The sequence below is a fragment of the Rhizobium sp. BT04 genome, assembly GCF_030053135.1.
Taxonomy (GTDB): domain Bacteria; phylum Pseudomonadota; class Alphaproteobacteria; order Rhizobiales; family Rhizobiaceae; genus Rhizobium; species Rhizobium binxianense.
Map to the genome: position 1 here is coordinate 3324925 of NZ_CP125652.1, position 25700 is coordinate 3350624.

Here is a 25700-nt window from a genome sequence, read left to right on the forward strand (position 1 = left end):
AGCAGTAGATATCTTGACGTCAAGATAAAATGCGCTATGCTGAATTTATCTTGACATAGAGATTCTTGATATGAAGATAAATTCGCGCTATTTCGCTGATGTGCTGACAACCGCCGTCGCGCCCGCCATCTGGGGCAGCACCTATTTCGTCACGACATCCTTCCTGCCGCAGGGCTACCCGCTCACGGTCGCCTTGTTGCGTGCTCTGCCGGCCGGCCTGCTCCTCTTGCTGCTTGTTCGGAAGCTGCCGACGGGCGTCTGGTGGGGCCGCGCCTTCATTCTCGGTGCGCTGAACTTCTCGTTCTTCTGGGCGATGCTCTTCGTTTCGGCCTATCGCCTGCCGGGCGGTGTGGCGGCCACTGTCGGCGCTGTGCAGCCGCTGATCGTCATTGCGCTCGCGCGCCTCTTCCTCGGCAAACCGATCCGCTTCCTCGCCGTCATTGCCGGCCTGATCGGCATGTCAGGCGTGGCGCTGCTGGTATTGTCGCCGAATGCGGCGCTCGATCCTGTCGGCGTCGCCGCCGGTCTTGCCGGCGCCGTCTCGATGGCCTTCGGCACGGTGCTGACCCGCCATTGGCAACCACCGGTCTCCAGCCTGACCTTTACCTCATGGCAATTGACTGCGGGCGGCATCCTGCTTGTCCCCGTCGCCTTGCTGCTGGAGCCGGCACTTCCCGTGCCGACGGCAGCCAATATCCTCGGCATCGCCTGGCTCGGCCTCATCGGCGCGGCCTTCACCTATCTGCTGTGGTTTCGCGGCTTATCCCGCATCGAGCCCTCGGCCGCGGCCTCGCTCGGCTTCCTCAGCCCCGTCGTTGCGACCCTGCTCGGCTGGCTGGCGCTCGGCCAGAGCCTGACGCCGGCACAGATTGCCGGCTTTGCCATGGTTCTTGCCAGCGTCTGGCTCAGTCAGCGTGTGATGATGCCGCTCAGGCCCATTCGCCCTGCCGCATCACCGGAACCCGCGAACCATCCGGCTTGATACCGTCGATATCGACCTTGTTGGAGCCGATCATCCAGTCGATATGGATCAGGCTGGAATTGCCGCCCTGCGCCTTGATCTGCTCCTGGCTCAGCGTCGCGCCGTCAAGGAAGCACTTGGAATAGCACTGGCCGAGCGCGATGTGGCACGAGGCGTTTTCGTCGAACAGCGTGTTGTAGAACAGGATGCCGCTCGCCGAAATCGGCGAGGAATGCGGCACTAGCGCCACTTCGCCCAGCCGGCGCGCGCCCTCATCGGTATCGAGCACCTTGTTCAACACCTCTTCGCCGCGCGACGCCTTCGCCTCGACGATGCGCCCACCCTCGAAGCGCACCTGGATATTGTCGATCAGCGTGCCCTGGTGCGAAAGCGGCTTGGTGCTCGACACATGGCCTTCGACGCGCAGCGCATGCGGCGTGGTGAAGACTTCCTCGGTCGGGATGTTCGGATTGCAGGTAATGCCGTTCTTGGCGGTGGAAGCGCCGCCGTGCCATTCATGCCCGTCGGCAAGGCCGACCGTTAGATCGGTGCCGGGTCCCTTGAAATGCAGCGAGGCGAAACGCTCGCCGTTCAGCCAGGCGGAGCGCTTGGCAAGATTGGCATTGTGTTCGGCCCAGGCGGCGACGGGATCGTCCAGATCGACGCGCGAGGCGGCAAAGATCGCCTTGGCGAGCTTGGCAATGGCGATCGGTTCCGGATCGTCGGGGAAGACCACCTTGGCCCAAGATGGGTTGGGATAGGAGACGATGTTCCAGTTGATGTCGAAATTCGAGATTTTTTCCAGCGCCGGCTTGTAGGCGGTGGAGTTGGCGCGGTTGGCGCGGCCGACCTTGCCGGCATCCTGCTCGGCAAGCAGCAGCGGATTGTCGCCGGCGACCGCAAGACGGGCCGCCCCGTTGGCATAGGCCTTGGCCATGCCCTCGTAGAGCCAGCCGGAGGCGCGGTCGAAACTTTCGTCGCTGCCATACTGATAACGCGCCAGCGTCGTTTCCTCGTCGGAATAGAAGGTCGTCACCAGCCCGGCGCCGGCCTGGTAGGCATGTTTGGTGATCAGGCGCACCAGCGGCAGCGCCACGACAGGCGACGTAATCACAAGATCCTGACCCTTCTGCAGCTGCAGCCCGACCTTGACGGCGACTTCCGCAAGCTTTTCCAGCTTGACGGGATCAACGGTGTTCTGGCTCTGGGGCATGAAAGTCATGGTTCAACCTGCCTTCTGTCATCAACGGTTAGGGCTGGAAGACTTAGACCCGTTTGCGGCGAAAATGAAGCGCATCACCGCCGAATTGCCAGCGGCCGGATGGATGTCCAGCCGCTGGCGCGCGCTTCAGGCGGCCGCCGGCAGCCTGAGCAGGATCGAGTTATGTTTTTCGAGGAATTCGATCAGCCGCCGCGGGTAGTCTTCGCCAACCGCAGCCTTGACGCTTGCCCGTTCGGACAGCGCCTTGCGCCAGCGCTTCACCCGCTCCAGCCCCTCGAAGATGCCGCTGTCGCCGAGTGTGTCGAAGAGATCGAAATAACGAAAAACCGGCGCGAAGACGGCGTCGACCAGGCTGAAACCGTTGCCGCCGAAATAGAGCCCGTCCGTCAGCACCTTCTCGATCGTGGCGAATTTGGCAATGAGCGCCTTGCGTTTGGTCTCCAGCTGCGCAGCATCTTGCGCCGTCTCGTAGCCCCAGAGATCGGAAAGTACGGACGAGCCGAATTCCATCCAGCCGCGATGGCGGGCACGCGTCAGCGCGTCTGCAGGATGCAGTGCCACACCAATCTGCGTTTCCTCTAGATATTCGCAGATGACGCTGCTTTCGAACAGCACGGCCTCGCTGCCATCCTCCTCCTCGATCCCGAGCAGCGGCACCTTGCCAAGCGGCGAGATCTTCAGGAACCAGTCCGGCTTGTCGGCAAGATCGATGTTGACGCGCTCGAAGGCCACGCCCTTTTCGTGCAGCGCGATCGCGGCGCGCTGCACATAGGGGCAGAGGTGATGGCTGACGAGGGTAAGCTTGCTCATAGCAGTCTCCTTGGCGATGGTAGATGCAAATGCATATAATATCGCTTGCGGCGCCATTCAAGATAAATGTACTTGCATCTATGTCCGAAAAAACACTGAAACCAAGCGAAGCTGTCACCTCTGCCTGGACGAGCATCATGCGCGCCCGCGAGCGCTTGCTCGGCGCGATCGAAGCTGAGCTGAAAGCGGCGGGCCTCCCGCCGCTTGCCTGGTACGACGTGCTGTGGGAATTGGCGCGCTCGCAAGACGGCAGGCTGCGCCCCTACGAGATCGAGGAGCGGACCTTGCTGACGCAGTATAATCTGTCCCGGCTGATCGACCGGCTGGAAAGAGAGGGCCTGGTCCGGCGCGAGGTCTTCGCAGAAGATGGACGCGGCCGCTGGGTGGTGGTCACCGATGCCGGCCGAAAGCTTCGCGAGCGCATGTGGATCGTCTATGCCGGATCGATCGAAACCCATATCGGCTGCAAGCTTGCCGACAGCGAGGCGAAGACGATCGCTGGCCTGCTCGACCGCTTCTTATAGCAGGAGCATAATGCCGAAACCGCTTGCAGTTTTCGGCATCCGGCTCCGATCAGGCAATCAGCGGCGCAGCAACAGCTTTCAGCACCGTCAACGCATCCTTCGGATCGACCCGCACCTGCAGCCCGCGCTGCCCGCCATTGATATAGACCAGCGGCTCGGCAAGGGCGGCTTGCTCGATCGCCGTCGGCACCGCCTTCTTCTGGCCGAACGGGCTGATGCCGCCGACATGATACCCTGTCAGCCGCTCGGCATCGGCGGGCTTCATCATGTTGGCCGATTTGCCGTGAAAGGCGCTGGCAAGCTTCTTCATGCTGACTTCGCGATCCGACGGCACGACGACGCAGACCGGCTTGCCGTCCACCTCCGCCATCAGCGTCTTCAGCACCCGATGCGGCGCCTCGCCGAGCGCTTCGGCGGCCTGCAGTCCGACGCGCTCGGCATTGGGGTCGTAATCATAGGCATGGACCGTGAAGGCGACGCCTGCCTGCGAAAGAAGCTGAGTCGCGCGCGTGGTCTTGGACATCTCTTCCCCCGTGAACTCAGCGAGCCCGCCTGTCAGCCGCCGAACGTACCGGCATACATCTCCGGCTTGAAGCCGACCAGCAGCTTGCCCTTCGCCTCCAGCACCGGCCGCTTGATCATCGACGGCTGGTCGAGCATCAGGGCGATCGCCTTTTCCCGGGTCAGGTTCTCGCGCTCGGCATCGGGCAGTTTGCGGAAGGTGGTGCCGGCGCGGTTGAGCACCGTATCGAGGCCGGCCTGGTCGATCCAGGTCTCGAGATGGGCGCGGTCGATACCGAGCGCCTTGTAATCGTGAAACTCATAGGCGACGCTGTGTTCTTCCAGCCAGCTGCGGGCCTTCTTCATCGTGTCGCAATTCTTGATGCCATAGATGGTGACGGCCATGCCCGATCGATCTCCCTGTGATGACAGCGAGATAGCATGCACGCAAGCCGGCGCAAACGCCGTGCGGCGTGTTATCCCCCGGCTCGGCGATCACCGGTCCGGCTCAATTCTCCAGTGCGCCGGCCTTGCGCGAGACGCTGCTGGGGCTGTCGCAGGCGATCTTCATCAGGTCGCCGCGCCGCCGCACCAGCCGGTCCGATGTTCGGGTCAGGATCAACCCGTCCTGTGGGGCATGCAAGTCGATGCCGCCCGGTTGCCCCGGCCGGGTGATGATCGTCATGAGAAGATCGCCTTCCGCAATCCTCTCGCCGATATTGCGATGGAAGAGCACGGTGCCGCCTGCGGGGGCGCGAACAATCTCGACATTGTCGAGCGGCACGGCCGGGCCGGAAAATGTTACCGCCGCCGTCTCGCCGCTGACGATCCCCCGAGTCACGAGGAAACGCCAGAGCCCGTCCGCATCCTTTTTCGCCAGGACCGGATCGACATCGCGCTTGCCGCGCAGCTCGACGGTGACGGAAAGTTTGCCGGGCAGTCGGGACTGGCGTTCGCCCGGAACCTGATACTTCCATGCGAAACCGACAGCCTCCTCGAAGGCCGAGCTTTCGCCATCCGAAAGCAGCACGGCCTCCATATCGAGTGCGGCTGCAAGATCGGCGGCCTCCGGCCAGAAGGCCTCGTCGATATAGGCATATTGCAGGGATTCATCGTCGCAATGCAGGTCGAGCACGAGATCGGCGGCCAGCGCCATATGCAGCAGCTGTCGCTTCAATCTGTCGGTAGCCGGATAATCGTCGAGGTCTTCGATCAGTGTCGCCCGATCGACAAGGGAGATCAGCGGGAAATCGCGGTTGAAATTGGTGCGTGAGCCCAGGTCGAAACGACCCTGCAATTCGCCGAAATGCGATTGCGCCGCACCGATCGGATTGGCCTGCGGCACGATGGTGATATCGCCGGCGATCCCGCCTTCACTTTCTGCCTGCCGCAGCCGCTCGCAGAGGAAATGCAAGAGCACCGTTCCCGGCAGCTCACCGGCATGCAGGGCCGCCTGGATATAGGTTCTCGGCGCCTTCGGATCGCGGCCCTTAAAGCGCAGCACCGGCAGCCGCCACTCCGTTCCCGGCGTATCTCCCGGGATGATGATCTCTGAAACGTCCATGCTGTCCTGGCTCTCGTTTGTATCTCGAACAGGTTTTCCGAGTCTTATGCGTGGAAATTGCGCAAGTGCAAGCTCAGCCGAGCAGCGGCCAGCGATCGACGATCCGGTGTTCGGTTTTTCCGAGGAGGCTGTGGATCAGCAGGAATTCATGCGCCGTCCATGAAACCGGCCCGGCGAGGGTCGTCGGCGGCACGGCCTTGCGGTCGTAGAGCAGCGTCATATGCGGCGTGAAATTGCGGCTGATATTGTGTGGTAATCCTGTATTGTGCATGCCGACGCCCAATTGGACATGCAGCCGCGTAAGCGGTTTCAGCCCGCCTTCACCGCAAAGTACCAGCGGCCGTGCCTTGTCCTCCCGCCGAAAGCTCATGATCCTGTCGAAACTGATCGCGATCGGCGCGCCCTCCACCGTGGCGCCTGCCTGGCGCGCCGCAAACACCGCGTCCTCCGGCAGCTCGTCATAGTCGCCGACGCCGATAACGCTCACATGCAGCGTCGAAAGCCGCGGTTTTGCGGAAAGGGAGAAGGTCTTGCCATGGTCATCGGCGATCGCGGCCAGCTGCTGCTCAATGGTCGCGGGAGGACGGAGTGCGAAGAACAGCCGGTGTCCGCCGCTCCGCCGCCCAGGCTGGTTTGGGCCATGGCCGAAGTCGAAGGGAATCTGGTTCATGGCCTCAGCTCGTCATCACCCGCCTCATCGTTCCAAAAGAATGCCGAAGGATATCCCGAGAGAACGGAATATCAAGAACAAAAAAAGAACAATCGTGCAAGAAACGGGTTGAAACAGCGGCCGCCCCGTACGATTTTGTGGTATCGAAAACGCGGAGGCTGTGTCGTGAGTGAGACAACGCACCACTATCTCATCTTCGAAACCGCAGGCGGTTTCTGCGGCATCGCCTGGAGCGACGCCGGCATCACCCGCTTCCAGCTACCGACCAAAGCAGCGGAAGCGGCCGAACGGCTCTTGGTGCGCCGCCTGCCGGATGCCGAAGCCGGCACTCCGACGCCTGCTGTGCTGGAGACGGTCGCTGCGGTGAAGCGCTACTTCCAGGGCGAGGAGACGGATTTTTCCGGCGTCGAAGTCGATCTTGCCGGCCAGGATGCCTTCTTCCGGGATATTTATGCGGCGGCAAGGCGTATCGGCTGGGGCCGCACCACCACTTACGGCGCGCTGGCCAAGGAGCTTGGCGTCGGGCTGGAAGCCGCTCGCGACGTCGGCCAGGCGATGGCGAAGAACCCGGTCGCATTGATCATCCCCTGCCACCGGGTGCTTGCCGCAGGCGGCAAGATCGGCGGCTTTTCCGCTCCCGGCGGCTCGACTTCGAAGGCCCGCATGCTGGAACTCGAAGGCGTCAACCTCGCACCGCCGCCGCCTGCCCAGCAGTCGCTGGGTTTTTAAGCGGCGCAGGTGCTTTTTGATAGAGCCTCAACCGCTCAATGCGGGCTGGCTGTCGGCCGGATGATGATCTCGCTGACATCGACGTCATCAGGCTGGCTGACGGCGTAGAGGATCGAATTGGCGATGGCCTCGGGGCTGATCGTGATCGCCCTGAAAGCCTTCATGGCGTCCCGCGCCGTCGGATCGGTGATGGTGTCGGCCAGTTCCGATGTCGTCGTGCCGGGAGAGATGACGGTCACGCGGATACGATCGGTCTCCTGCCGCAATCCGTCCGAGATCGCCCGCACCGCGAATTTCGTCGCGCAATAGACAGCCGCCGTCGGCGAGACGCTGTGGCCGCCGATCGAAGACAGGTTGATGATCTGCCCCGATCCCTGCGCCTTCATGATCGGAAGCGCCGCTGCGATGCCGTAGAGAACGCCCTTGATATTGACGTCGACCATCCGGTCCCACTCGTCGACCTTGAGGGCCTCGAGCGGCGAGAGCGGCATGACCCCGGCATTGTTGACGATGACATCCAGCCGTCCGAATTCGGATTTGGCAAAGCCCGCGAAGGCTTCCACCTGGGAACGGTCGGTGACGTCAAGCTGTCGCAGGCGCACCGTCCCGCCCTTTGCGGCGATGTCGCCGGCGAGTTCCTCCAGGCGCTCGGTGCGGCGGGCGCCGATCACGATATGGGCGCCTGCGGCAGCCAGTACCTTTGCCGCAGCCTCTCCGATGCCGCTGCTGGCTCCGGTGATGGCAATGACTTTTCCTTTGATATCAGACATTTCAAGCTCCATTTGTACGCCGCTCGCCTGGCGATGCGGTTGAGGGTTTTTTGGTGGTCAGGTGGGAAAATCGGCGCTGAGCGTCGTCTCCGCCCAGGCATCGAAGTTTGCGCGCAGCGCATCGAGCCGTTCGCGGGCGATCTTCAGGGCGGGTGCGCCGAGCAGCAGGCGCAGCGGCGGCGCGTCCGCTTCGAAAGCCGATATGATCGCGGTGGCCGCGCGCGTGGGATCGCCCGGCTGGTTGCCGGAGATCGAGCGGGTGGTCTGGCGTCGCTTGCCGGATGTTTCGGCATAGTCTTCGATGATCGTGCTGGATTCGACCATCGACCGGCCGGCCCAGTCCGTGCGGAAGGCGCCGGGTTCGAGGATTGTCACATCGATGCCGAGCGGTTTGATCTCATGCGAAAGCGATTCCGACAAGGCTTCGACCGCGAACTTGGTGGCGTGGTAGTAGCCGGTTGCGGCAAAAGCGACGAGCCCGCCGAGCGAGGAGACGTTGAAGATATGCCCTTGCTGGCGTCGGCGCATGCCCGGCAGGACCCGCTTGGTGACGGCGATCAATCCGAAGACATTGGTCTCGAACTGAGCGCGTATCTCCGCATCGTCGCCCTCTTCGATCGCCGAGAGGTAGCCGTAGCCGGCATTGTTGACGAGGACATCGATCGCGCCGAAATGGGTTTCGGCATCATGAACGGCGCGGGCGACGGAGTTGCTGTCCGTCACATCGAGTGCAAGGGCGAGCGCGCGGTCGCCATGCTCTGCCGTGAGATCTGCCAGGCTCTCGGGTCTGCGCGCCGTCATGGCGGCGCGCCAGCCACGCGCCAGGACGGCTTCGGCGAGCGCCCGGCCGAGGCCGGACGATGCGCCGGTGATGAACCAGATGGGTGTTGGGGAAGACATGATCGTCATCCTTTCCGGCCGGCAAACGCGGCCTTCTCCTGTGGGGTATTGCCTTTCAGGCGGCGCGTCATTTGCGCCGAAGCACCATGCCGCCATGATGGAGGGTGTTACCGTCGACGAAATCGCCGTCGGCCGTAAAGCCCGTATCATCCCAATATTCGATGTGGCTTCCGGTGACTTCGTAGCGTCCCCGGTAGGCGCTTTCCCGGTTGCCGCGGGCTTCGTCGTAGCGGCCAGTGGGCAGAAGTTCGTGGCGGACGCGGCCATCATCCGTAACCCACATGCCGACATAGGGATGTTGCTGCATTGTGTTCTCGCTTGTTTGTTGCTGCTGAGTTTCTCGGTCGTTCACGGTATCGGCGGCGGACGAATCGGTCGCCGCGCCAGCCAGGGTGACCGCCGTGAAAAACTGCAGGAGGGGGCTTTTGAAAATCCTTCGCATTGCCTTGCCTTTCGAAGCCTTCATGACCTCGACTGAAAGATAAGACGGAGAAGCCGAGCGATTAAGTTGCCAATCCAGGATGACGTGGTTAGAAATGCTAACCAATGGTCGACGATCTCGAAGGCATTTCAGTTTTTCTTGCTGTGGCGGAGGCGCGCAACTTCCGGCTCGCCGGCGAGCGGCTTGGCGTCACCCGCTCCGCCGTCAGCCAGGCCCTGCAACGCCTGGAAGATCGGGTCGGCGTCGCCCTGGTCCGGCGCACGACGCGCAGCGTCAGCCTGACCGAAGCCGGCGAAGTGTTCTTCGAGGCGGTTCGTCCATCGGTCCGCCAGGTCAAGGATGCGATGCAGACGGTGCGGGAAATGCAGGCGCGCCCAAGCGGCTGGCTCAGGATCACGGTTTCCTCGATCGCCGAGAACTTCCTCTCCGGCACCTTGCTGGCCGGCTTCATGGAAGCCTGCCCTGACATCAAACTCGATATCACCATCACCGATGACGAATTCGATATCGTCGAGGCCGGGTTCGACGCGGGTGTCCGGCTGGGCGAAGTGATCGAACAGGACATGATTGCGATTTCAGTCTCCGAAGAGCAGCGACAATGCGCGGCCGCATCCCCCGCCTATCTCGAGCGCCGCGGCCATCCCCACCATCCGCGCGAACTGCAGGACCACTCCTGCATCGGATGGCGGCCACGCCCGGATACGGCGCCCTATCGCTGGGAGTTCACTGAGAACGATCGCGACTTCGACGTCTCCGTCGATCTCGCCGTCACGACCAACGACATGGGCATGATGATCCGCATGGCCTGTGCCGGAGCAGGCATCACCTTCGGCATGGTGGAAACCTTCCAGCCCTATATCGAACGCGGCGAACTCATGCCGCTGCTGGAGGACTTTTGCCCGCCCTTCCCGGGCTTCTATCTCTACTATCCCAGGCGCCAGAGGCAGCCGCTGAAGCTGCGCGTATTGGTCGATTATGTCGGCAGGTCCCGTAGAAGGTAGACATGGTCTCGGGATCCCCGGCTCAATGTTGCCGCTGCCACATGGTTTTGGTATTCCCGAGCCTCGCGGATCAGCGGTCGTCTTCATGCCAGCTCTGCCGGTCGCCGCTCTATCCCATTGCCGGAGAACATATGCTCGACGACGCCTTTCCCGTTCCGACCAGGGCCTTGGTCCGCCAAGGTGGGCGCGCCTGTTTTTATCGTCTCGTCAATACGAGTCCCCTGTTGATCCAGGTGCAATCGGGAACGAAGATCGTCATGGCGGATGATAAGGCTTTGCGCCTCGAAGCGGGCGCCTTTGGCTTGCTGCCCGACTATCGCCCCCTGACGATGGAGAACATTCCCAAGGCGCCGCAGAAGTATCAGACCTTGGCGCTACCTGTTCCGCGACGGCTTTTCGAGGATGCCTATAGCAGGATGGGATCGATTGCCGTTCCGTCGAGACCGGTCCCGGCAAGCACTTCGGAGCTGCCGGAGGAAGCTGCGGCATTGTTTGACTATTGCTGTCAGCCCGGCAATCTGACGAGGCTTCCCGGCGCCATTGCCAAGGCTCGTTTGATCGAACTGATCACCTGGTTTGCGCTCTGCGGCGCGGTGCTCGGCCAATGCCAAAGCCCTCGGCTTGAGGACCGGCTGCGGCAGATGATCGAAAGCGATACCGCTTTCGATTGGACGCTGGGGCAGGCGGCGCGCGCGTTCAACATGAGCGAAGCGACGCTGAGGCGCAAACTCGCCGCCGAGAATACCGGCTTCAGTGAGATCCTCAGCGACACGCGGATGAACCGTGCCCTGGGGCTCATCCAGACGACGACACTGCCGATGGCGCAGGTTGCCCTTGAGGTCGGTTATGATTCACCGTCTCAATTTGCGGCGCGGTTCAAGGAGCGGTTTGGCGTCAATCCACGCCATGTGCGGGGCGGCTCCGAGCATTTTGAGCGGATCGGGACAGAAGTTGAGCAGACCGGGGCAGATATGCTCCAGCGCTGACGATAGTTCTCCTGCATCATCAACCGCAGGAAAACAGAATGCGTTTCATCACAGCAGCACTTCTCGCCGCGTCCGTCTTCGGCGCGACGGCCGCCCAGGCCGAAATGAAGCTTACCTCGAAGGATCTGGTCGCCGGCAAGACGATGGCCGATGCGCAGGTCTTCAACAGCTTTGGCTGCTCGGGCAAGAACATCTCGCCGGAACTGACCTGGTCGGGCGCTCCCGAGGGAACCAAGAGCTTCGCCATCATGGCTTACGATCCGGATGCGCCGACCGGCTCGGGCTGGTGGCATTGGTCCGTGTTCAACATTCCCGCCGATACCGCGAAGATCGCCACCGGCGCCAGCGGTGACAAAAAGCTTCCCGCCGGCACCGTCGAAGGTCACACGGACTTCGGTACGTCAGGCTACGGCGGCGCATGCCCGCCGGCCGGCGACAAGCCGCACCACTACCAGTTCACCGTCTACGCGCTCTCGGTCGACAAGCTCCCGCTTCCCGATACGGCGCCGGCCGCCATGGTGGGCTTCTATGTCAGGGCAAATACGCTCGACAAGGCCTCCGTCGAGGTCACCTACGGCCGCTGAAGCCGCGCTCAGGATCGCATCATCCTTGCATGACAACGGCCGGCCGAGGTGACTGAACCTCGGTCCGGCCGTTCCTGTGCGGGCTTATCCGGCCGTCGCTACTTCCCAGCAAATCAACGGACCGTCTTCGGCATCGATACGCTCGCCGGCGCGGGTGAATCCATTGCGCTCGAGGACGCGCTGTGACGCGATGTTCTCCAACCCGGTCTCTGCAGAGATCAGCGCCACGCGAGGATCGTTCCGCGCCCACTGCAGCAATTGCCCTATCGCCCGGGTCGTGCATCCAAGACCCTGGCGGGACGGCGCAACTCCATAGCCGATATGGATGTTTCCATCATGTGGGACCCGAACGATGGAGCAGAGGCCGACGATCTCGCCATCCTCGACGATCATCCAGGCCGCCGGCGAAAATTCGGCGCCGATGTCAGCCGCGAGCCGGCTCAACATCTGCAATATCTCGGGAGGCGCAAGGGCGCTGTCTTCGACAAGGCGCAGATGGAGGGGCGCGATGCCCTTCAGCAGCGCTTCGAAGTCACGACTGGTTAGTTCGATGATCATAATCTTCTCGACATTAGACATGCGCCGGCATGGGGCGCGCTAAGGCCGAGCGGTAGAATGAGGATCAGCTCTCGGTCACGATGCCGAGCGCCTTCATCCCTACCGCCGCAGCCGGTGAATTCTGGTTCGTTGCGACGGCAGACAAAGGCATTCTCCTCTAAGACTTAAATGCGAATAGCAGTCCGATGCGAGGATCGCAAGATGCCGGCGACGGTAGAGCGCCGATCGTAAATTGAACGCTGGCCGCGCAAACTTGCTGAAAACCCTGGTTCTGGCTATATTACTGGAAATAAGCCGGAGGTCATCATGGGAAGTTCACAGAAGCGCGCCATCCAAAATTATCGATCCCGCCTTGGCGAGCGCGGCTTGGTGCGCTTCGAAGTGCTCGGCAAGGACGCTGATCGCGACCTCATCCGGTCGCTCGCCCGACGCCTGTCGGAGGACACGCCCGAGGCTTCGGAGCTGCGCGCGACCGTAAGCAAGTCGATCGTCGGCGAGACGCCGAAGCCTGGTGGGATTCTCGCCGCATTGCGTCGTTCGCCGCTGGTGGACGCCGACCTCGACCTTTCCCGCCCCCGGGAAGAGGGACGCAAAGTCGACTTGTGACGCGCTACCTCCTCGATACCAACATCATCAGCAATGTCGTCAAACCGCAGCCATCGGAATCGCTTCTTGCATGGATGTCGACGCAGCGCGACGAGGATTTGTTCATCTCCTCACTGACCGTTGCGGAGATCCATCGCGGAATTTTGGAGAAGCCACGCGGCAAGAAACGCGACGCGCTCGACAAATGGTTTTCCGGGCGTGAAGGACCGCAGGCGCTGTTTGCGGGCCGCATCCTGTCGTTCGACGACAAAGCGGGCCTGATCTGGGCACGGCTGATGGCGGAAGGGAAAGCGGCCGGCAAGCCGCGCAGCGGGCTCGACATGATCATCGCCGCTGTCGCCGCGGCGAACGAGTGCGTTGTTGTAACGGATAACGAAAAGGACTTTGCCGGACTCCAGATCGTCAATCCGATCCACGGAGCAGTCTGATGCGGCGGTCTCGGCTGTTTTCGTCCGCGTGCTGATGATCGTCTGAGAGGCAAGCGGGGTAGTCAAGAGAGCCCTCGGCTTCTGACCGGATTACGGCAAGCGTCGCCGGCCACCTGCCGGGCCGTCAGTCGCGCGATATAGATAGCCCCGCGAGAAGCGGAGCGTACGCCGCGAGCCTGCGGGATACGAACTCCGTGAAGAGCCGCACGCGCTTCGTCTTGCGTGTCTCCCCCTGTGTGAGAAGCCAGAGCGTCCCATGCATGGGCAGGTCGGTGCCCGGCACCCTCACCAATAGAGGGTCGGAATCGCCGACGAAGCACGGCAGTTTCGTCATCCCGATCCCTTGCTGTACTGCAACGATCTGCGTCTCGGCGTCCGGGGTCCTGAACGGAACTCCCGTGGTGTAAACCTCTCCCTCGCGCGCCCAGACCGGGAGTCCATGATTGTCTATGACGATCCACCGAATGGGATCAGACGCGCCCGCACGCCACGCGGCTAGTCGATCGCGAGACATGTAGACGCCGCTGAACAGCTCCGGTCCCTTCAGGCCGTGAAGATTGAGCGGCAGGGTCTTGCGGTCGGCGACAATGCGGATCGCGACGTCGGCCTCTCGGTTGGTCAGATTCGCGACCTCGCCGGTCGACAAGATTTCCATCTCGATGTCCGGATGCAGACGCGCGAAGTCGGCGAGATCCGGCATCAGCAGGTGTGTGGCGAGGAACGGTGGAAGCGTCACCCGCAAAAGCCCGCGCGCGCTCTGGTCGCGACCGAAGACGCGCGTCTCCAGCTGGTGCGACGACGCTTCCATCTGGTTCGCGAGTTCGAGGACCTCTTCGCCCGCAGCCGTCAGGCGGTAGCCCGAAGGCAGCCTTTCGAACATCTGCGCCCCGAGGCGTTCCTCGAGCTGAGCGATGCGTCGCAGCACGGTCGAGTGATTCACCCCGAGGCGCTTGGCGGCAGCCCGCACCGAGCCTCCGCGCGCGACGGCAAGAAAGTAGCGAACGTCATCCCAGTCGATCATGGTGCCAGCCGATCATGGTGCAATCCGGCACCGCGCGGTGCGCCTTCCAAAGCCCGTATCTAACGCATTCGTACAGCAGTACGGGCTTTCATCATAGCCTATGCCGACGAGCGCGGCCCAATTCCGAACGACGGACACCGATCGTCGCGGCTGACGTCCGTCGTCCAGCCGGATCGATTTTGCACCACCGATGTGCGCGCTTCCGCACTCAATGCCTGACTCCGGCGGACCTATTTTGAGGGTATCGGGGACCTCCCCGAACGATCACAGGCGGAGCCTGGAAGGAGAAGTCATGGGAAAGCTTGAGGGTAAGGTTGCAGTCATCACGGGTGGATCGAGCGGCATGGCGCTGGCGAGCGCCAAGCGGTTCGTTGAAGAAGGCGCCTATGTTTTCATCACGGGTCGGAGACAGGAGGCGCTGGACGAGGCCGTCAAGTTGATCGGCCGGAACGTGACCGGCGTGCGCGGCGACGCGTCCAATCTCGACGACCTCGACCGCCTGTTCGATACAGTCAAGCGGGAAAAGGGCAAGATTGACGTCCTGTATGCGAGCGCCGGCACGGGCGAAGCCGTCCCACTGGGCGAGATCACCGAGCAGCATTTCGATGCGACCTTCGGCCTGAATACGCGCGGCACGCTGTTCACGGTGCAAAAGGCGTTGCCGCTGTTCAACGATGGCGGATCGATCTTCATGACCGGATCAGTTGCTTCGGTGAAAGGTTTTCCTGGTTACAGCGTGTATGCAGCGAGCAAGGCGGCGCTGCACGCATTCGCACGCGGGTGGCTCAACGAGCTGAAGGGCAGGAATATCCGGGTGAACGTGCTGCACCCTGGGCCGATCGCCACACCGATGCAGGACCAAGTCCTCACCGAGGAGGCGAAGCAGATGTTCGAATCCCTGATCCCGCGGGGAAAGATGGGTCGTCCTGAGGAAATTGCGGCGGTCGCGCTGTTTCTTGCTTCAGACGATTCGAGCTTCGTGAATGGGGTAGAGTTGTCTGTCGACGGCGGCTTCTCGGCCATCTGAATTCGCGCCGGATCGCCGGAAGTGGCTGGCTGTCCGGCCGCGCGGAAGCCGTTCACGGCAGGACGCGCAATGGTGGCCACACAGCGGAACGAATACCCAGCGCCGTTGAAGGCCGGGGAACCAATATCTACACGGATTGGAGAAGCATTATGAGCTATGCGATTGTAGGATTCGGTAAGATAGGCCAGGCGCTCGCCTACGCCTTCGCACGTAAAAACATCGACGTGACCGTTGCGAGCCGCCGGCCGCCCGAGGCGTTGGCGCCGCAGGCTCAGGCGATTGGACCCACGGTCGTCGCCAAGTGGCTGCGGGATGCACTCGAGGCCGACACAATCATCCTGGCGGTCCCGTTCTGGGAGCATCGCGAGGTTGCGAAGGCCCTGCCGAACTGGGAAGGGAAGACAGTCATCGACGCGACGAACTCGTTTCCCCTTCCTCCCGAAGAGCTGGACGGCCTGCCGTCTTCCGCCTTCGTTGCGAAGGCGTTCACCGGCGCCAAGCTCGTGAAGGGTTTCAATCACCTGATTGCGGCCACCCTGGCTGCTGATCCGATCGTCGAGGGTGGGCACCGGGTCGTCTTTCTGTCGAGTGACGACGAGGACGCGATCGCTCATGTGGCCGCCTTGGCCAAACAACTCGGCTTTGCACCCGTCAAGGTGGGAAAGCTCGACGAGGGTGGCGCGCTGGTGCACGCACGCGGCCGCACTTGGGGCCAGCTCATCTTCCAGGATTTGTTCAAGAAGGAGCAGTAATCGATCTACGACCCGGGCGATCGGCGCCGAGAACTGGTCGCGCGTGCTAGAGCATTCCAGGAAAAGTGCGAAGCGGCTTTCCGTCCGGAATTGCGTGAAAACAAAAGGTTAGAGCGGTTCTGGCTTCTGTGAAAAGCTGAACCGCTCTAACGTCTTCGAGCAGCGCGCGACCGAATACTTGAAGGTCACAAAGTCGCGAAGGTTGGGGTGGGCCGGACGGCGTATGGGCGCCGTTCGAAGAGCGGGGAGACGCGCGACAGAGCCGCAGATCTGCGGGTCGCCTGGAATCTATCGACTGCTATCGATGCCTAGGATTCGCCTGAGAGTCCTCTGTCCCCTTCACTCCCACTCGATCGTACCCGGCGGCTTCGACGTAACATCGTAGACCACGCGGTTGATGCCGCGTACCTCGTTGATGATACGCGTGGCGGCGCGGCCGAGGAATTCCATGTCGTAGTGGTAGAAGTCCGCCGTCATGCCGTCGACGGATGTGACGGCGCGCAGCGCGCAGACGAATTCATAGGTGCGGCCGTCGCCCATGACGCCGACGGTCTGGACGGGCAGCAGCACGGCGAAGGCCTGCCAGATGGCGTCGTAGAGGCCGGCCTTGCGGATTTCGTCGAGATAGATCGCATCAGCCTCGCGCAGGATCTCCAGCTTTTCGCGGGTGATGCCGCCGGGGCAGCGGATGGCAAGGCCGGGGCCTGGGAAAGGGTGGCGGCCGATGAAGCTGTCGGGCAGGCCAAGCTCGCGGCCGAGCGCGCGCACCTCGTCCTTGAAGAGCTCGCGCAGCGGCTCGACGAGCTGCATCTTCATGCGCTCCGGCAGGCCGCCGACATTGTGGTGCGATTTGATCGTCACCGACGGGCCACCGGTGAAGGAAACGCTTTCGATCACGTCGGGATAGAGCGTGCCCTGGCCGAGGAAGTCGGCGCCGCCGAGCTTCCTTGCCTCTTCCTCGAAGGTTTCGATGAACAGCCGGCCGATGATCTTGCGCTTGGTTTCCGGGTCGCTGACGCCTTCGAGTTCGCCGATGAAACGATCGGCGGCATCGACGTGCAGCAGGTGCAGATTGTAGTGCTCGCGGAACATGGCGACGACACCGGCCGCCTCATCCTTGCGCATCAGCCCGTGGTCGACGAGGATGCAGGTCAGCTGGTCGCCGACGGCCTCGTGGATCAAGAGGGCTGCGACGGAACTGTCGACGCCGCCCGAAAGCGCGCAGATGACGCGCTTGTCGCCCACCTGCTCGCGGATCTGCTCGACCGCCTTCTGGCGATAGGCTGACATCGACCAGTCGCCCTTGATGCCGGCGATGTTGTGAATGAAATTGCCGATCAGCTTGGCGCCATCAGGCGTATGCACGACCTCGGGGTGGAACTGCACGCCGTAATATTTGCGCTTCTCGTCAGCAATGAAGGCGTAGGGCGCGTTGGAGGAGGTGGCGACGACCTCGAAACCATCCGGCAGCGCGGTGACGCGGTCGCCATGGCTCATCCAGACCTGATGGCGCGAGCCGGAGGACCAGAGGCCCTCGAACAGCTGGCAATCCCTGTCGACCTCGAGGAAGGCGCGGCCGAATTCGCGGTGATGGCCGCTTTCGACCTTGCCGCCGAGCTGCATGCACATCGTCTGCTGGCCGTAGCAGATGCCGAAGACCGGCAGGCCGCTGTCGAAGATGATCTGTGGCGCTCGCGGCGATCCCTCGTCCACCGTGGAAGCCGGGCTGCCGGACAGGATCACGGCCTTCGGCTGCAGGCGGTTGAAGCCCTCTTCGGCCGATTGGAAGGGAACGATCTCGCAATAGACGCCGGCCTCGCGCACGCGACGTGCGATGAGCTGGGTCACCTGGCTGCCGAAATCGACGATGAGAACGGAGTCGGGATGTGCTGTCTGGGTCATGGCGAGGCTTTAATGAAAAGCGCTTCGCCTGGCAATCCGGGAAATCGGCGGCATCAGGTTTTTATTGTTCCGATTGTCCCCGCGCGTCTGTAAAGACGCGCGGCGCTGGCAGGTTTTTGTTTTTACGCATGTCGTTATCGCAAAACCGCTGCACACTTTTGCGCGACATGCTCTAGAACCAGAAAACCCCGTCCTCCAGCGCCGTGAACAGGCTGTCGACGCCATAGGAGAGCTTGCGGTCGACGATATGCAGATATTCGGTCCAGCCGGAAATATGCTGCAGCTCGACGGCGCCGTCGGAAATGCCGCGAAGGCCGATTAGCGGCAGCTTGTAGCCCTGGCAGGCGCGCAGCACCGCAAAGGTCTCCATGTCGACCATGTCGGCGTCGATATTGGTATAGGCCGCCCCTGAGATGACGTTGCCGCCGGTGGAAAGGCTTGCTTCCGGAATGCCGGGAATGCGCAATGGCAAATCGAGCACCGCCGGCAGGTCGAGGAAAGGTGTCTTGCCCTTTTCGAAGCCGAGCGGCGAGGCGTCCATGTCGCGGTAGGAAACCGAGGTCACCTGGTAGATTTCGGTCTGCTCCAGTTTCGCCGAGCCGGCCGAGCCGAGCGAAACGACGAGATCGGGCAGATCGTCGGCCGCATCGAGCCGCGCGAGCGTCTTGGTCAGCGCAACCGCTGCCTCCACAGGGCCGACGCCGGTCATCAGGGGTTCGATGCGCGACCGCAGGAAGGGACCGTATTCGGCCTCGGCCGCCATGACGAAAAGGATGGATTTTCCTGCGACCGATTTCAGTTCGAACTTCATCCCGTAATTCCTTCCCTGCCGCGGATCACCATCATCGTTCCGGTCATGGAGGCGATGAGTTTGGCCGGCCCGTCGCTGATCGCGTAGCCTCGCCCGTCGGCGACGATGATGGTGGAGCCGGGTTTGGTGATTTCCCCGCGAAACAGGAAACGATCGCCACGCCCCGGAGACATGAGATTGACCTTGAACTCGATCGTCAGGATCGAAGCTTCGGGGTCGATGACGCTGTAGGCGGCAAAACCGCAGGCCGAATCGAGCGCGGCGGAAATGATGCCCGCATGCAGGATGCCGTGCTGCTGTGTTAGTTTGACGTCGAAGGGAAGCTCGATCTCGACGACGCCGTGCTCGACACGCGTCAACTCCGCGCCGATCGTCTCCATCGCCGCCTGCCGCGCAAAATTGCGGCGAATTCGCGCGCGGAAATCGCCCCTGTCAGTCTCGCTCATGTCTGCCCCTCTTGCAGCGGCGAAAGTGGCATGGCGGGCCGGATTCGACAAGCTGCACATTGCTGAAATCGGTCCGGACCGCGGCGGAAAGCGCGCACCGTGTCGCCGGGGCCACCTTTCGACTTTTTGCCGCTGTGCAAGCCGGTGCGAAGACGATTGCAGCTTCGCGCCCAGCGCGTATTCTCCGCGTCATGTCTGGAAACGAAGGAGCGCCGGCGCATGACGACGATATCGCAATCGGTCCAGAATTTCGAGAGCTGGCTGGCCGGCGAACTCGGGGCCGATCTCGTCAAGGACGATCTCCGCGAAAAGCACGAGAAGATGCGCAGCGACGATTTCGTCTTCCTGCGCGCCACCTATTGGCGCTGGTGCGAGATCATCCTCGATATCTGTCCGGAACTTGGCTCCGCGCCGGAAGTGCTGGCGATCGGCGATACGCATCTGGAGAATTTCGGCACCTGGCGCGATGCCGAGGGCCGGCTCGTCTGGGGCGTCAATGATTTCGACGACGCGGCGGTGATGCCTTATGCACTGGATCTCGTTCGCCTTACGGCAAGCGCCATCCTGGCGCGGAACGGCGACGGCCCCTCGGTTCGGATGATCGGCGAAGTGATCCTTGCCGGTTATCGCAGGGGTCTTGAAAATCCGCTGCCCGTTATCCTCGAACGCGATCACAAATGGCTGCGCAAGGCGCTGATGCTGCCGAATTCCGAACGCCGCGAATTCTGGAAGAAATATGAAATGCTGCCTGCCGGCAGCAAACCGCCGCCATCAGCCTATGTCAAGGCGCTCGCAGATGCACTGCCGCCCGGCTCAGGACCTTTCGTGGCGAAGCCGCGCAGCGGCGGCACCGGCAGTCTCGGCCGGCCGCGTTTCGTCGCTTACGCCGAGTGGCAGGGTGGGCCGGTGCTGCGCGAGGCGAAGGCGCTGGTGCCGTCGGCCTGGTCGCTTCGCCACAGGCCGCAAGACCTGGCGATCCGCGTGGGCGAAATCGCCGGCGGACGGGCGCGCTCCGCCGATCCCCATTATGGCGTCTCCGGCCGTATTCTCGTGCGCAGGCTTTCGCCGAACAGCCGCAAGATCGAGATCGACAAGCACCAGGAGGTGCTGCTTTCGCCGACGATGCTCGAACTGATGGGCTTTGAGATCGCCAATTGCCATTCCGACGATGCGGCGGCGGCAGTGATCCTGCGGGACCTGCAGGCCCGGGGGCCTGAATGGCTGCATGAGGCGGCAAGGGCCGCCGCATCGAGCGTCAGTGCCGAGCAGAAAGCCTATGCACGCGGCCGTTAAAGCATGACGCCGAAAAGTGTGAGCGGTTTTCGGACGGCGTCATGCTCTAAGAGATCCGCACGATGTGCTGGTCCCAGGCGACATCGCTGCGGGTCGACAGGAAATCGCCGTCATAGGAGGAGACGGCAAAGCCGCTTCTTGCCGGCGCGATGCCCGCGGCATCCGGAATGCTCGTCTCCGAGAGCACCTTGCCCGACCTTGCGTCGATGGTCACCGAGGCGCCGCCTTTCGGCGACGTCACGCCGACGAGGCCCTCGCTGCGGTTGACGGCGATTGCGCCGACGTAATTGGCAAGCCTGTGCGTCGTCTCCTCCGGCAGGTCGATGAAGGACAGATCCTCTCCCTTGGCGAAATGGCCGACAAGCGGCGGCAGGTCGTTACGGTGGCCTTCGTATTGGCAGGCGAACCAGATGCGGCCCTTGTCGTCGAGATCGACGTGGCGGGTGGAGAGTTGTGCCCATTGCGCAGGCAGCATATGTTTTTCGATCAGCGCCCCGGTCGCCGCATCGATCAGCACCAGCGACGGCTGCATCGCCCCGAGATTGAGCTTCGTGCGGCCGAAATCCGGATGCGTCTCGATGCCGCCATTGGCGACGATCAGAAGGCGTCCGTCATCGGAAACCGTCATGTCGTGCGGGCCGATGCCGTAGGTTTCGAATTCGCCGATGCGGGTGAAGCGGTCGGTGGCGTCGTAGAGACCGATCATGCCGCGATTGCCGTCGAAGTCGTTCTCGCTGGCATAGAGCAGACGACCATCGGGAGAGAACGCGCCGTGGCCGTAGAAATGCCGATCTTCCCTGGAGCTGATGACGATTGGTTCGCCCTTATTCCGGCCATCGAAAATCATCGCATAGGTGCCGGGCCGGCGGGCGAAGGCGACGGTCTTGCCGGTGGCGGCGCTGAAGGCCATGCCGTGCGCCCGGGACGGAAGCGCCACCTGATCGACGACCTCGCCGCGCTCCGTAACGGTCGCGACGGCATAGGAGCCATCGGCAGCACGAATGCCCGAAGCATAGACCGCATCGGCTTGCTCCAGGGCCATCAGCGACCTCGGCGTCAAGGCCGCAAGGAAACCGATCCCGGCTGCCTTGATGAAGCTGCGCCGGTCGATTGGGGCACTTCGCATCATCGCTTCAGTCTCCATCCGAAAAGGAAAAGCCGGCCGAAAGGCCGATCGCTGCGCCATATTCGTCGCTGATCCTGGTGATCAGGTCGCGACTCTCGGCAAGCAGCGTATCGAGCTTGGCCTTCTCCGCATCGCTTGTCGCCACGTCGATGTCGGGATTGAGCTTCGGCACGCTGTCGAGCAGCGATTTGAAATCCTCGTCGATCGAAGCGGCGATCGGCTGCTTGTCCGGCGGCAGAAGCTCGGCCATGCCGGCCTTCTGCCAGAGCGTGCGCAGGCCGTCGATGTTGGCGGCCATCGATTTCCAGGTATTCTTGGAGCGCCAGTAGATCGCCATGCGCGGACGCGGCGCGGTATCCTTGCCCTTGTAGAATTGCTCCAGCCGCTGGTCGCGGACATTTTCGGCGCCGTGGACGAGAATGCCGAGCAGCGCCGTCACGGCTTCCTTGTTGTCCATGAAATCGTTGCTTTGCGGGCCTGGATGTTTCCAGCTTGCCTGCACCCCGTCGGGCTTTTCCCAGGCGGCGACGACTTCGCCGGCCTCACGCTGGATATTGCCGGCGACTGCCTGGCCGTAGAGGCAGCGGAAGCCGCCCTTCTGTTTGACGAGATCGTCGGAGCCGTTGCCGTAAAGCACATATTCCAGGGCCGTCAGGCCTTGCAGCGCGACGCTCTTGCCGGCGATCGCATCGACCGTCGCATCCTTCGGGTCGCCCTTGGCGATCAGCGCCTGCACCTGCTTCAGGCCGACACCCTTGCGGTCGGGATAAAACAGGATGTGCTCGAAGAGATTGTCCTGGATGACGGGTCCGGTCTGGACGATCTCGATGATCGACCAGTAGCGGATCGTATCGTCGAAGGCGGATTTCGCCTTGTCGAGCGTCTGCTGCGTGCCGTCGGCGCAAAGATCCTTCATCGCCGTCGTCAGCCGGGCAGACGATTGCTGCATGTTGCGATAGCCGGGACGGATCACTTCGTCGACGGCGCGCTGCATGACGGCGGGAACGGCATCCTCGTTCACCCCTGCCGGAGGAGCGGCGGTCTGGGCGGTCGCTGACGTGGCGAGGCCGAGCAGAGAGAGGCAGAGCAGGGGGTGCGGTAGGCGCATCAAAGTGACTCCAGGAATGTAATCAGGGCCGCCCTGTCGTCTTTCGACAGAGAGGAGAAAGCGTTGCGGGCCTTTTCAGCTTCGCCGCCATGCCAGAGGATCGCTTCGGTGAGATCACGCGCACGGCCGTCATGCAGGAAAAAGCTGTGTCCGCTGACAGTCCGGGTCAGTCCTATACCCCATAGCGGCGGCGTGCGCCATTCACGTCCGCTTGCAAGGCCGACCTGCTGCCCGTCGGCAAGGCCGTCGCCCATATCGTGCAGAAGAAAGTCGGAATAAGGCCAGATCAGCTGGAAGGACTGTGCCTTGTCCGGCGTATCCCGGCGGGTGACGAATTTCGGCACATGGCAGGACATGCAGCCGCTTTCGTAGAAGATCCGCTTGCCCCGCAGCGTCTCGGGAAAGCTGGCCTTGCGGCGCGCCGGGACGGCGAGATTTGAGGAATAGAAGGTAACGAGGTCGAGAATGGAACCGGGCGCCTCTTCCTTGCCCAGCCGTTTCTGCACACCGGTCGGCATAGCAAGGCATTTTTCTTCCGCCTTGGTGCAGTCGCCCTGCGCATTCGGCTGATCGGGCGTCGAGATGCCGATATCACTGGCAAAGGCATCGGCACTCTGGTCGCGCACCGTGGCGTTCTGCGCCTTCCAGCCGAACCGGCCGAGCGCGATCTTGCCGCTCAGGTGATCGCGCACCATCGCAGCCTTGCCCGAAATGCCGTCGCCGTCGGCATCGTCCGGATCGGCATGGGCAAGAATATCGGCTTCGGGAATGGCCTCGATCAGCCCGAGGCCGATCATCGCCGAGGCGACTCGCGGCGAAATCGTCGTTGCGGGATCGAGCGGCCCATAGGCGGGATTGACAACCGCATAACTCGGCCGGCGCAGCGACACGATCTCGCCGTCGCCGAGCGTCACCGGTTCTTCACGGTAGCTGATCGCCAACTTTCCCTCGGCGGCAAGGCCGGGAACGGCAAGATCCTGCAGCTGGTGGCCGTAGACCGGATCGGGAAAATTGACGACATCAGCACTCGCGATCGCCTTTTCTTCCTCCGGTGTCCCGGCCGCGCGGGAAAGCCGCAGCAACATCGAGGTGGCGCTGGGGCCTCCCTCCGGCGGCTTGCCGCGGCCGTCATTGACATGGCAGCTCATGCAGGAGCGGGCGTTGAACAGCGGCCCGAGACCATCGGAGGCTTGTGTCGAAGAGGGCGCGGAAACCCAGAGCTTGCGGAACAGCGCATTGCCGAGCTTGAAATTCTGCTCTTCCTCGAAGGGGATGTTGGCCGAAATATGCGAGAAGCTGTCCTCGGTGACAGGGTCGATCGAGGTCGCAGCCCCCGCCTGCATCGCTTCGTATTGTTCTGCCTTGGAAAAATTTGTCGTCGGCCGGGTGACGTCGGCGACACGTTTCAGATCGGCCGCGGAAAGGTCGGTGCGTTTCGTCGGCAGATCGAAACCGGCAGCAATGCTGACGGAAAAACCGGCAAGCGTGGCGCAGAGCGTTGCGCTGGCGATCAATCGGCGGGCCGGGGCATGCGACATTTCAGGGTCCGGGCCGCTCCGGCTTTCGAAGCGGCCCGCCTTTTTACTTATTTGAAGACGGCGTTAGGATTATCCAAGCTGTCGGAACCTTCAAGCTGAACCGTACCGAGATCGAGTGCGGCAATAACGCGCTGTACCGATTTCGTCTGGTCGATCAGCCCGTCGATGGCGGCCTGGACGACGGCGTTGCCTTCCTTGTTGCCCTCGGCGATCATCTGGTCGTACTTCTCGACCGTCTCGCCGCGCTTTGCCATGGCGTTCATGGCATCGAGCGTCTTGGTGAGCTTGCCTTCCGCTTCGGCGTCGAGCGCCTTGTCCTTGGCGGCCACCAGATCGTGCAGCGACGGGCCGCTGAGCTTGGTGCCGTCGACGCGGGTATAGTTGCCGGTATAGGCGGCGGCGATGCCGATCGCATCGTTGAGATGCGAGTTGTAGGTATTGTCCGAGAAGCAATCATGCTCTTCTTCCGGATCGTGCAGCAGCAGGCCGAGCTTCATGCGCTCGCCGGCAAGCTCGCCGTAGGAAAGCGAACCCATGCCCGTCAGGATCGCGACGAGGCCGGCCTTCGGATCGGCTTCGACGTTCTTCGTCGCCGCACCGTCCGGCGTCCAGTTGTCGGTCATTTCCTGCAGGTCGGAAACGAGCAAGGTGGAGGCGGACTTCAGATATTCGGCGCGGCGGTCGCAATTGCCGTGCGTGCAATTCTTGAGGTCGTAATCGGTGGCCGGGCGGTCGCCGGCGCCGGGGCCTGTACCGTTCAGATCCTGGCCCCAGAGCAGGAATTCGATGGCGTGGTAGCCGGTCGCAACATTGGCTTCGATGCCGCCGGCCTCGGCCAGCGTGCCGGAGAGGAATTCCGGCGTCAGCTTCGAGGCGTCGACATCCTTGCCGTCGATCTTGATCGTCTTGTTGGCGATGACATTGGCCACATAGAGCGAATTTTCGTCGCTCTCGGTACCGTAGGAGGCGTCGACATAGTCGATCAGGCCTTCATCGAGGGGCCATGCATTGACCTTGCCTTCCCAGTCATCGACGATCGGATTGCCGAAACGATAGACTTCCGTCTGCTGGTAGGGAACACGCGCCTTGATCCAGGCCTCCCTGGCGGCTTTCAGCGTCGCGTCATCAGGCGCCTTCAGGAAGGCGTCGATGGCGGCGTCGAGCGTCTTGGCCGTCGTCAGCGAGTCTTCGTATTTCGCATGCGCCACGTCGGCATAGTGTTTCACCACCGCGGCAGCATCGGTCTCGGCATGCGCGGGAAGGGCGAGCAGGGCGGCGGGGGCAATCGCCAAGGCTGCGCGGAATGTGTTGAGCTTCATGATCCTCTCCTGTGACGGATCTTCCGTCTAATCGGGCTCCGTCTCTTCGCGCAAAAGTAAACTGGTGTCAAACGCTCTAGTTTGGAATAATTTTAACATTG

General features: G+C 62.5%; 29 protein-coding genes. 11 read left to right on the plus strand and 18 right to left on the minus strand.

The window, feature by feature from the left end:
* Nucleotides 1-70: 70 nt before the first annotated feature.
* On the plus strand, nt 71-982 hold the full coding sequence (locus tag QMO82_RS24420; protein ID WP_183605350.1) for an EamA family transporter: 912 nt from the start codon (nt 71-73) through the stop codon (nt 980-982).
* Here QMO82_RS24420 and QMO82_RS24425 read toward each other — a convergent pair.
* Both QMO82_RS24425 and QMO82_RS24430 read right to left on the minus strand, forming a co-directional pair.
* Nucleotides 930-2183, minus strand: a complete 1254-nt coding sequence (locus QMO82_RS24425; RefSeq protein ID WP_183605351.1) for an aminopeptidase — start codon at nt 2181-2183, stop codon at nt 930-932. The genes QMO82_RS24420 and QMO82_RS24425 overlap by 53 nt on opposite strands.
* A gap of 126 nt (nt 2184-2309) precedes the next feature.
* The gene (locus QMO82_RS24430; RefSeq protein ID WP_183605352.1) at nt 2310-2993 is read right to left on the minus strand and encodes a glutathione S-transferase family protein; all 684 of its coding nucleotides are present in this window, start codon (nt 2991-2993) and stop codon (nt 2310-2312) included.
* An 80-nt stretch (nt 2994-3073) separates the two neighbouring features.
* Here QMO82_RS24430 and QMO82_RS24435 point away from each other — a divergent pair, with 80 nt between their 5' ends.
* Nucleotides 3074-3517, plus strand: a complete 444-nt coding sequence (locus tag QMO82_RS24435) for a MarR family winged helix-turn-helix transcriptional regulator (RefSeq protein WP_183605353.1) — start codon at nt 3074-3076, stop codon at nt 3515-3517.
* Nucleotides 3518-3566: 49 nt separating this feature from the next.
* Here QMO82_RS24435 and ybaK read toward each other — a convergent pair whose 3' ends face one another.
* The 4 genes from ybaK to QMO82_RS24455 form a co-directional block, all read right to left on the minus strand.
* Nucleotides 3567-4040, minus strand: coding sequence for a Cys-tRNA(Pro) deacylase (gene ybaK / locus QMO82_RS24440; RefSeq protein ID WP_183605354.1), 474 nt, complete (start codon nt 4038-4040; stop codon nt 3567-3569).
* Between the two features lie 32 nt (nt 4041-4072).
* Nucleotides 4073-4423 (minus strand): ArsC family reductase, encoded by a 351-nt coding sequence (locus QMO82_RS24445; protein WP_183605355.1) that lies wholly within the window; start codon nt 4421-4423, stop codon nt 4073-4075.
* Between the two features lie 103 nt (nt 4424-4526).
* The gene (locus tag QMO82_RS24450; RefSeq protein WP_183605356.1) at nt 4527-5582 is read right to left on the minus strand and encodes a succinylglutamate desuccinylase/aspartoacylase family protein; all 1056 of its coding nucleotides are present in this window, start codon (nt 5580-5582) and stop codon (nt 4527-4529) included.
* Nucleotides 5583-5655: 73 nt separating this feature from the next.
* Nucleotides 5656-6252, minus strand: a complete 597-nt coding sequence (locus tag QMO82_RS24455; RefSeq protein ID WP_183605357.1) for a 2'-5' RNA ligase family protein — start codon at nt 6250-6252, stop codon at nt 5656-5658.
* 165 nt (nt 6253-6417) lie between these two features.
* On the opposite strand from QMO82_RS24455, the gene QMO82_RS24460 reads away from it, so the two are divergent.
* Nucleotides 6418-6981 (plus strand): methylated-DNA--[protein]-cysteine S-methyltransferase, encoded by a 564-nt coding sequence (locus QMO82_RS24460; protein ID WP_183605358.1) that lies wholly within the window; start codon nt 6418-6420, stop codon nt 6979-6981.
* 35 nt (nt 6982-7016) lie between these two features.
* Here the strand turns inward: QMO82_RS24460 and QMO82_RS24465 are convergent, their stop codons facing one another.
* The 3 genes from QMO82_RS24465 to QMO82_RS24475 are packed head-to-tail and all read right to left on the minus strand — an operon-like array spanning nt 7017 to nt 9093.
* Entirely contained in the window at nt 7017-7751 is a 735-nt protein-coding gene (locus QMO82_RS24465) for an SDR family oxidoreductase (RefSeq protein WP_183605359.1), read from the minus strand.
* A gap of 57 nt (nt 7752-7808) precedes the next feature.
* On the minus strand, nt 7809-8660 hold the full coding sequence (locus tag QMO82_RS24470; RefSeq protein ID WP_183605360.1) for an oxidoreductase: 852 nt from the start codon (nt 8658-8660) through the stop codon (nt 7809-7811).
* 58 nt (nt 8661-8718) lie between these two features.
* On the minus strand, nt 8719-9093 hold the full coding sequence (locus tag QMO82_RS24475) for an Atu4866 domain-containing protein (RefSeq protein ID WP_183606621.1): 375 nt from the start codon (nt 9091-9093) through the stop codon (nt 8719-8721).
* 104 nt (nt 9094-9197) lie between these two features.
* Here QMO82_RS24475 and QMO82_RS24480 point away from each other — a divergent pair, with 104 nt between their 5' ends.
* The 3 genes from QMO82_RS24480 to QMO82_RS24490 all read left to right on the plus strand — a co-directional run bounded on the left by QMO82_RS24480 (nt 9198) and on the right by QMO82_RS24490 (nt 11664).
* A complete protein-coding gene (locus QMO82_RS24480) occupies nt 9198-10094 on the plus strand; it encodes a LysR family transcriptional regulator (protein ID WP_183605361.1) in 897 nt (298 codons plus the stop codon).
* Between the two features lie 131 nt (nt 10095-10225).
* Nucleotides 10226-11080 (plus strand): helix-turn-helix domain-containing protein, encoded by an 855-nt coding sequence (locus tag QMO82_RS24485; RefSeq protein WP_183605362.1) that lies wholly within the window; start codon nt 10226-10228, stop codon nt 11078-11080.
* Between the two features lie 38 nt (nt 11081-11118).
* Nucleotides 11119-11664, plus strand: coding sequence for a YbhB/YbcL family Raf kinase inhibitor-like protein (locus tag QMO82_RS24490; protein WP_183605363.1), 546 nt, complete (start codon nt 11119-11121; stop codon nt 11662-11664).
* Between the two features lie 84 nt (nt 11665-11748).
* On the opposite strand, the gene QMO82_RS24495 is transcribed toward QMO82_RS24490, so the two are convergent.
* Nucleotides 11749-12243 (minus strand): GNAT family N-acetyltransferase, encoded by a 495-nt coding sequence (locus tag QMO82_RS24495; protein ID WP_183605364.1) that lies wholly within the window; start codon nt 12241-12243, stop codon nt 11749-11751.
* 285 nt (nt 12244-12528) lie between these two features.
* On the opposite strand from QMO82_RS24495, the gene QMO82_RS24500 reads away from it, so the two are divergent.
* Entirely contained in the window at nt 12529-12828 is a 300-nt protein-coding gene (locus QMO82_RS24500; RefSeq protein WP_183605365.1) for a hypothetical protein, read from the plus strand.
* A complete protein-coding gene (locus tag QMO82_RS24505) occupies nt 12825-13256 on the plus strand; it encodes a type II toxin-antitoxin system VapC family toxin (protein ID WP_183605366.1) in 432 nt (143 codons plus the stop codon). The genes QMO82_RS24500 and QMO82_RS24505 overlap by 4 nt, the downstream gene beginning before the upstream one ends.
* Nucleotides 13257-13380: 124 nt before the next feature.
* On the opposite strand, the gene QMO82_RS24510 is transcribed toward QMO82_RS24505, so the two are convergent.
* Nucleotides 13381-14277 carry a LysR family transcriptional regulator gene (locus QMO82_RS24510; RefSeq protein WP_183605367.1) on the minus strand — a complete coding sequence of 299 codons (897 nt, stop codon included), beginning with the start codon at nt 14275-14277 and terminating at the stop codon, nt 13381-13383.
* 292 nt (nt 14278-14569) lie between these two features.
* Here QMO82_RS24510 and QMO82_RS24515 point away from each other — a divergent pair, with 292 nt between their 5' ends.
* On the plus strand, nt 14570-15304 hold the full coding sequence (locus QMO82_RS24515; RefSeq protein WP_183605368.1) for an SDR family NAD(P)-dependent oxidoreductase: 735 nt from the start codon (nt 14570-14572) through the stop codon (nt 15302-15304).
* Nucleotides 15305-15453: 149 nt separating this feature from the next.
* The gene (locus QMO82_RS24520; RefSeq protein ID WP_183605369.1) at nt 15454-16056 is read left to right on the plus strand and encodes an NADPH-dependent F420 reductase; all 603 of its coding nucleotides are present in this window, start codon (nt 15454-15456) and stop codon (nt 16054-16056) included.
* 339 nt (nt 16057-16395) lie between these two features.
* Here the strand turns inward: QMO82_RS24520 and guaA are convergent, their stop codons facing one another.
* The 3 genes from guaA to QMO82_RS24535 all read right to left on the minus strand — a co-directional run bounded on the left by guaA (nt 16396) and on the right by QMO82_RS24535 (nt 19215).
* Nucleotides 16396-17958 (minus strand): glutamine-hydrolyzing GMP synthase, encoded by a 1563-nt coding sequence (guaA, locus tag QMO82_RS24525; protein WP_183605370.1) that lies wholly within the window; start codon nt 17956-17958, stop codon nt 16396-16398.
* 172 nt (nt 17959-18130) lie between these two features.
* Entirely contained in the window at nt 18131-18769 is a 639-nt protein-coding gene (locus QMO82_RS24530) for a 5'-methylthioadenosine/S-adenosylhomocysteine nucleosidase (protein ID WP_183605371.1), read from the minus strand.
* Nucleotides 18766-19215, minus strand: coding sequence for a PaaI family thioesterase (locus tag QMO82_RS24535; RefSeq protein ID WP_003544704.1), 450 nt, complete (start codon nt 19213-19215; stop codon nt 18766-18768). Before QMO82_RS24535 ends, QMO82_RS24530 begins: the two co-directional genes overlap by 4 nt.
* Nucleotides 19216-19434: 219 nt before the next feature.
* Between QMO82_RS24535 and QMO82_RS24540 the strand changes: the two genes are divergently transcribed.
* The gene (locus QMO82_RS24540; RefSeq protein ID WP_183605372.1) at nt 19435-20508 is read left to right on the plus strand and encodes a DUF2252 family protein; all 1074 of its coding nucleotides are present in this window, start codon (nt 19435-19437) and stop codon (nt 20506-20508) included.
* A 46-nt stretch (nt 20509-20554) separates the two neighbouring features.
* On the opposite strand, the gene QMO82_RS24545 is transcribed toward QMO82_RS24540, so the two are convergent.
* From QMO82_RS24545 to QMO82_RS24560, 4 genes are read right to left on the minus strand one after another with little or no spacing between them, the layout of a single operon-like run.
* Nucleotides 20555-21637 carry a DUF1513 domain-containing protein gene (locus tag QMO82_RS24545; protein ID WP_183605373.1) on the minus strand — a complete coding sequence of 361 codons (1083 nt, stop codon included), beginning with the start codon at nt 21635-21637 and terminating at the stop codon, nt 20555-20557.
* A 4-nt stretch (nt 21638-21641) separates the two neighbouring features.
* Entirely contained in the window at nt 21642-22742 is a 1101-nt protein-coding gene (locus QMO82_RS24550; RefSeq protein WP_183605374.1) for an imelysin family protein, read from the minus strand.
* A complete protein-coding gene (locus QMO82_RS24555; RefSeq protein WP_183605375.1) occupies nt 22742-24280 on the minus strand; it encodes a di-heme oxidoredictase family protein in 1539 nt (512 codons plus the stop codon). Before QMO82_RS24555 ends, QMO82_RS24550 begins: the two co-directional genes overlap by 1 nt.
* A 47-nt stretch (nt 24281-24327) precedes the next feature.
* Nucleotides 24328-25599: an imelysin family protein gene (locus QMO82_RS24560; RefSeq protein ID WP_183605376.1), complete on the minus strand. Its 1272-nt coding sequence runs from the start codon at nt 25597-25599 to the stop codon at nt 24328-24330.
* Nucleotides 25600-25700 lie beyond the last annotated feature (101 nt).

What these genes read in the sequence shown, in the direction of transcription:
- QMO82_RS24420 (WP_183605350.1), top strand. Translation starts at nt 71, where the DNA reads ATGAAGATAAATTCGCGCTATTTCGCTGATGTGCTGACAACCGCCGTC.
- QMO82_RS24425 (WP_183605351.1), bottom strand. Translation starts at nt 2,183, where the DNA reads ATGACTTTCATGCCCCAGAGCCAGAACACCGTTGATCCCGTCAAGCTG.
- QMO82_RS24430 (WP_183605352.1), bottom strand. Translation starts at nt 2,993, where the DNA reads ATGAGCAAGCTTACCCTCGTCAGCCATCACCTCTGCCCCTATGTGCAG.
- QMO82_RS24435 (WP_183605353.1), top strand. Translation starts at nt 3,074, where the DNA reads ATGTCCGAAAAAACACTGAAACCAAGCGAAGCTGTCACCTCTGCCTGG.
- ybaK (WP_183605354.1), bottom strand. Translation starts at nt 4,040, where the DNA reads ATGTCCAAGACCACGCGCGCGACTCAGCTTCTTTCGCAGGCAGGCGTC.
- QMO82_RS24445 (WP_183605355.1), bottom strand. Translation starts at nt 4,423, where the DNA reads ATGGCCGTCACCATCTATGGCATCAAGAATTGCGACACGATGAAGAAG.
- QMO82_RS24450 (WP_183605356.1), bottom strand. Translation starts at nt 5,582, where the DNA reads ATGGACGTTTCAGAGATCATCATCCCGGGAGATACGCCGGGAACGGAG.
- QMO82_RS24455 (WP_183605357.1), bottom strand. Translation starts at nt 6,252, where the DNA reads ATGAACCAGATTCCCTTCGACTTCGGCCATGGCCCAAACCAGCCTGGG.
- QMO82_RS24465 (WP_183605359.1), bottom strand. Translation starts at nt 7,751, where the DNA reads ATGTCTGATATCAAAGGAAAAGTCATTGCCATCACCGGAGCCAGCAGC.
- QMO82_RS24470 (WP_183605360.1), bottom strand. Translation starts at nt 8,660, where the DNA reads ATGACGATCATGTCTTCCCCAACACCCATCTGGTTCATCACCGGCGCA.
- QMO82_RS24475 (WP_183606621.1), bottom strand. Translation starts at nt 9,093, where the DNA reads ATGCGAAGGATTTTCAAAAGCCCCCTCCTGCAGTTTTTCACGGCGGTC.
- QMO82_RS24480 (WP_183605361.1), top strand. Translation starts at nt 9,198, where the DNA reads ATGGTCGACGATCTCGAAGGCATTTCAGTTTTTCTTGCTGTGGCGGAG.
- QMO82_RS24485 (WP_183605362.1), top strand. Translation starts at nt 10,226, where the DNA reads ATGCTCGACGACGCCTTTCCCGTTCCGACCAGGGCCTTGGTCCGCCAA.
- QMO82_RS24490 (WP_183605363.1), top strand. Translation starts at nt 11,119, where the DNA reads ATGCGTTTCATCACAGCAGCACTTCTCGCCGCGTCCGTCTTCGGCGCG.
- QMO82_RS24495 (WP_183605364.1), bottom strand. Translation starts at nt 12,243, where the DNA reads ATGTCTAATGTCGAGAAGATTATGATCATCGAACTAACCAGTCGTGAC.
- QMO82_RS24500 (WP_183605365.1), top strand. Translation starts at nt 12,529, where the DNA reads ATGGGAAGTTCACAGAAGCGCGCCATCCAAAATTATCGATCCCGCCTT.
- QMO82_RS24510 (WP_183605367.1), bottom strand. Translation starts at nt 14,277, where the DNA reads ATGATCGACTGGGATGACGTTCGCTACTTTCTTGCCGTCGCGCGCGGA.
- QMO82_RS24515 (WP_183605368.1), top strand. Translation starts at nt 14,570, where the DNA reads ATGGGAAAGCTTGAGGGTAAGGTTGCAGTCATCACGGGTGGATCGAGC.
- QMO82_RS24520 (WP_183605369.1), top strand. Translation starts at nt 15,454, where the DNA reads ATGAGCTATGCGATTGTAGGATTCGGTAAGATAGGCCAGGCGCTCGCC.
- guaA (WP_183605370.1), bottom strand. Translation starts at nt 17,958, where the DNA reads ATGACCCAGACAGCACATCCCGACTCCGTTCTCATCGTCGATTTCGGC.
- QMO82_RS24530 (WP_183605371.1), bottom strand. Translation starts at nt 18,769, where the DNA reads ATGAAGTTCGAACTGAAATCGGTCGCAGGAAAATCCATCCTTTTCGTC.
- QMO82_RS24535 (WP_003544704.1), bottom strand. Translation starts at nt 19,215, where the DNA reads ATGAGCGAGACTGACAGGGGCGATTTCCGCGCGCGAATTCGCCGCAAT.
- QMO82_RS24540 (WP_183605372.1), top strand. Translation starts at nt 19,435, where the DNA reads ATGACGACGATATCGCAATCGGTCCAGAATTTCGAGAGCTGGCTGGCC.
- QMO82_RS24545 (WP_183605373.1), bottom strand. Translation starts at nt 21,637, where the DNA reads ATGATGCGAAGTGCCCCAATCGACCGGCGCAGCTTCATCAAGGCAGCC.
- QMO82_RS24550 (WP_183605374.1), bottom strand. Translation starts at nt 22,742, where the DNA reads ATGCGCCTACCGCACCCCCTGCTCTGCCTCTCTCTGCTCGGCCTCGCC.
- QMO82_RS24555 (WP_183605375.1), bottom strand. Translation starts at nt 24,280, where the DNA reads ATGTCGCATGCCCCGGCCCGCCGATTGATCGCCAGCGCAACGCTCTGC.
- QMO82_RS24560 (WP_183605376.1), bottom strand. Translation starts at nt 25,599, where the DNA reads ATGAAGCTCAACACATTCCGCGCAGCCTTGGCGATTGCCCCCGCCGCC.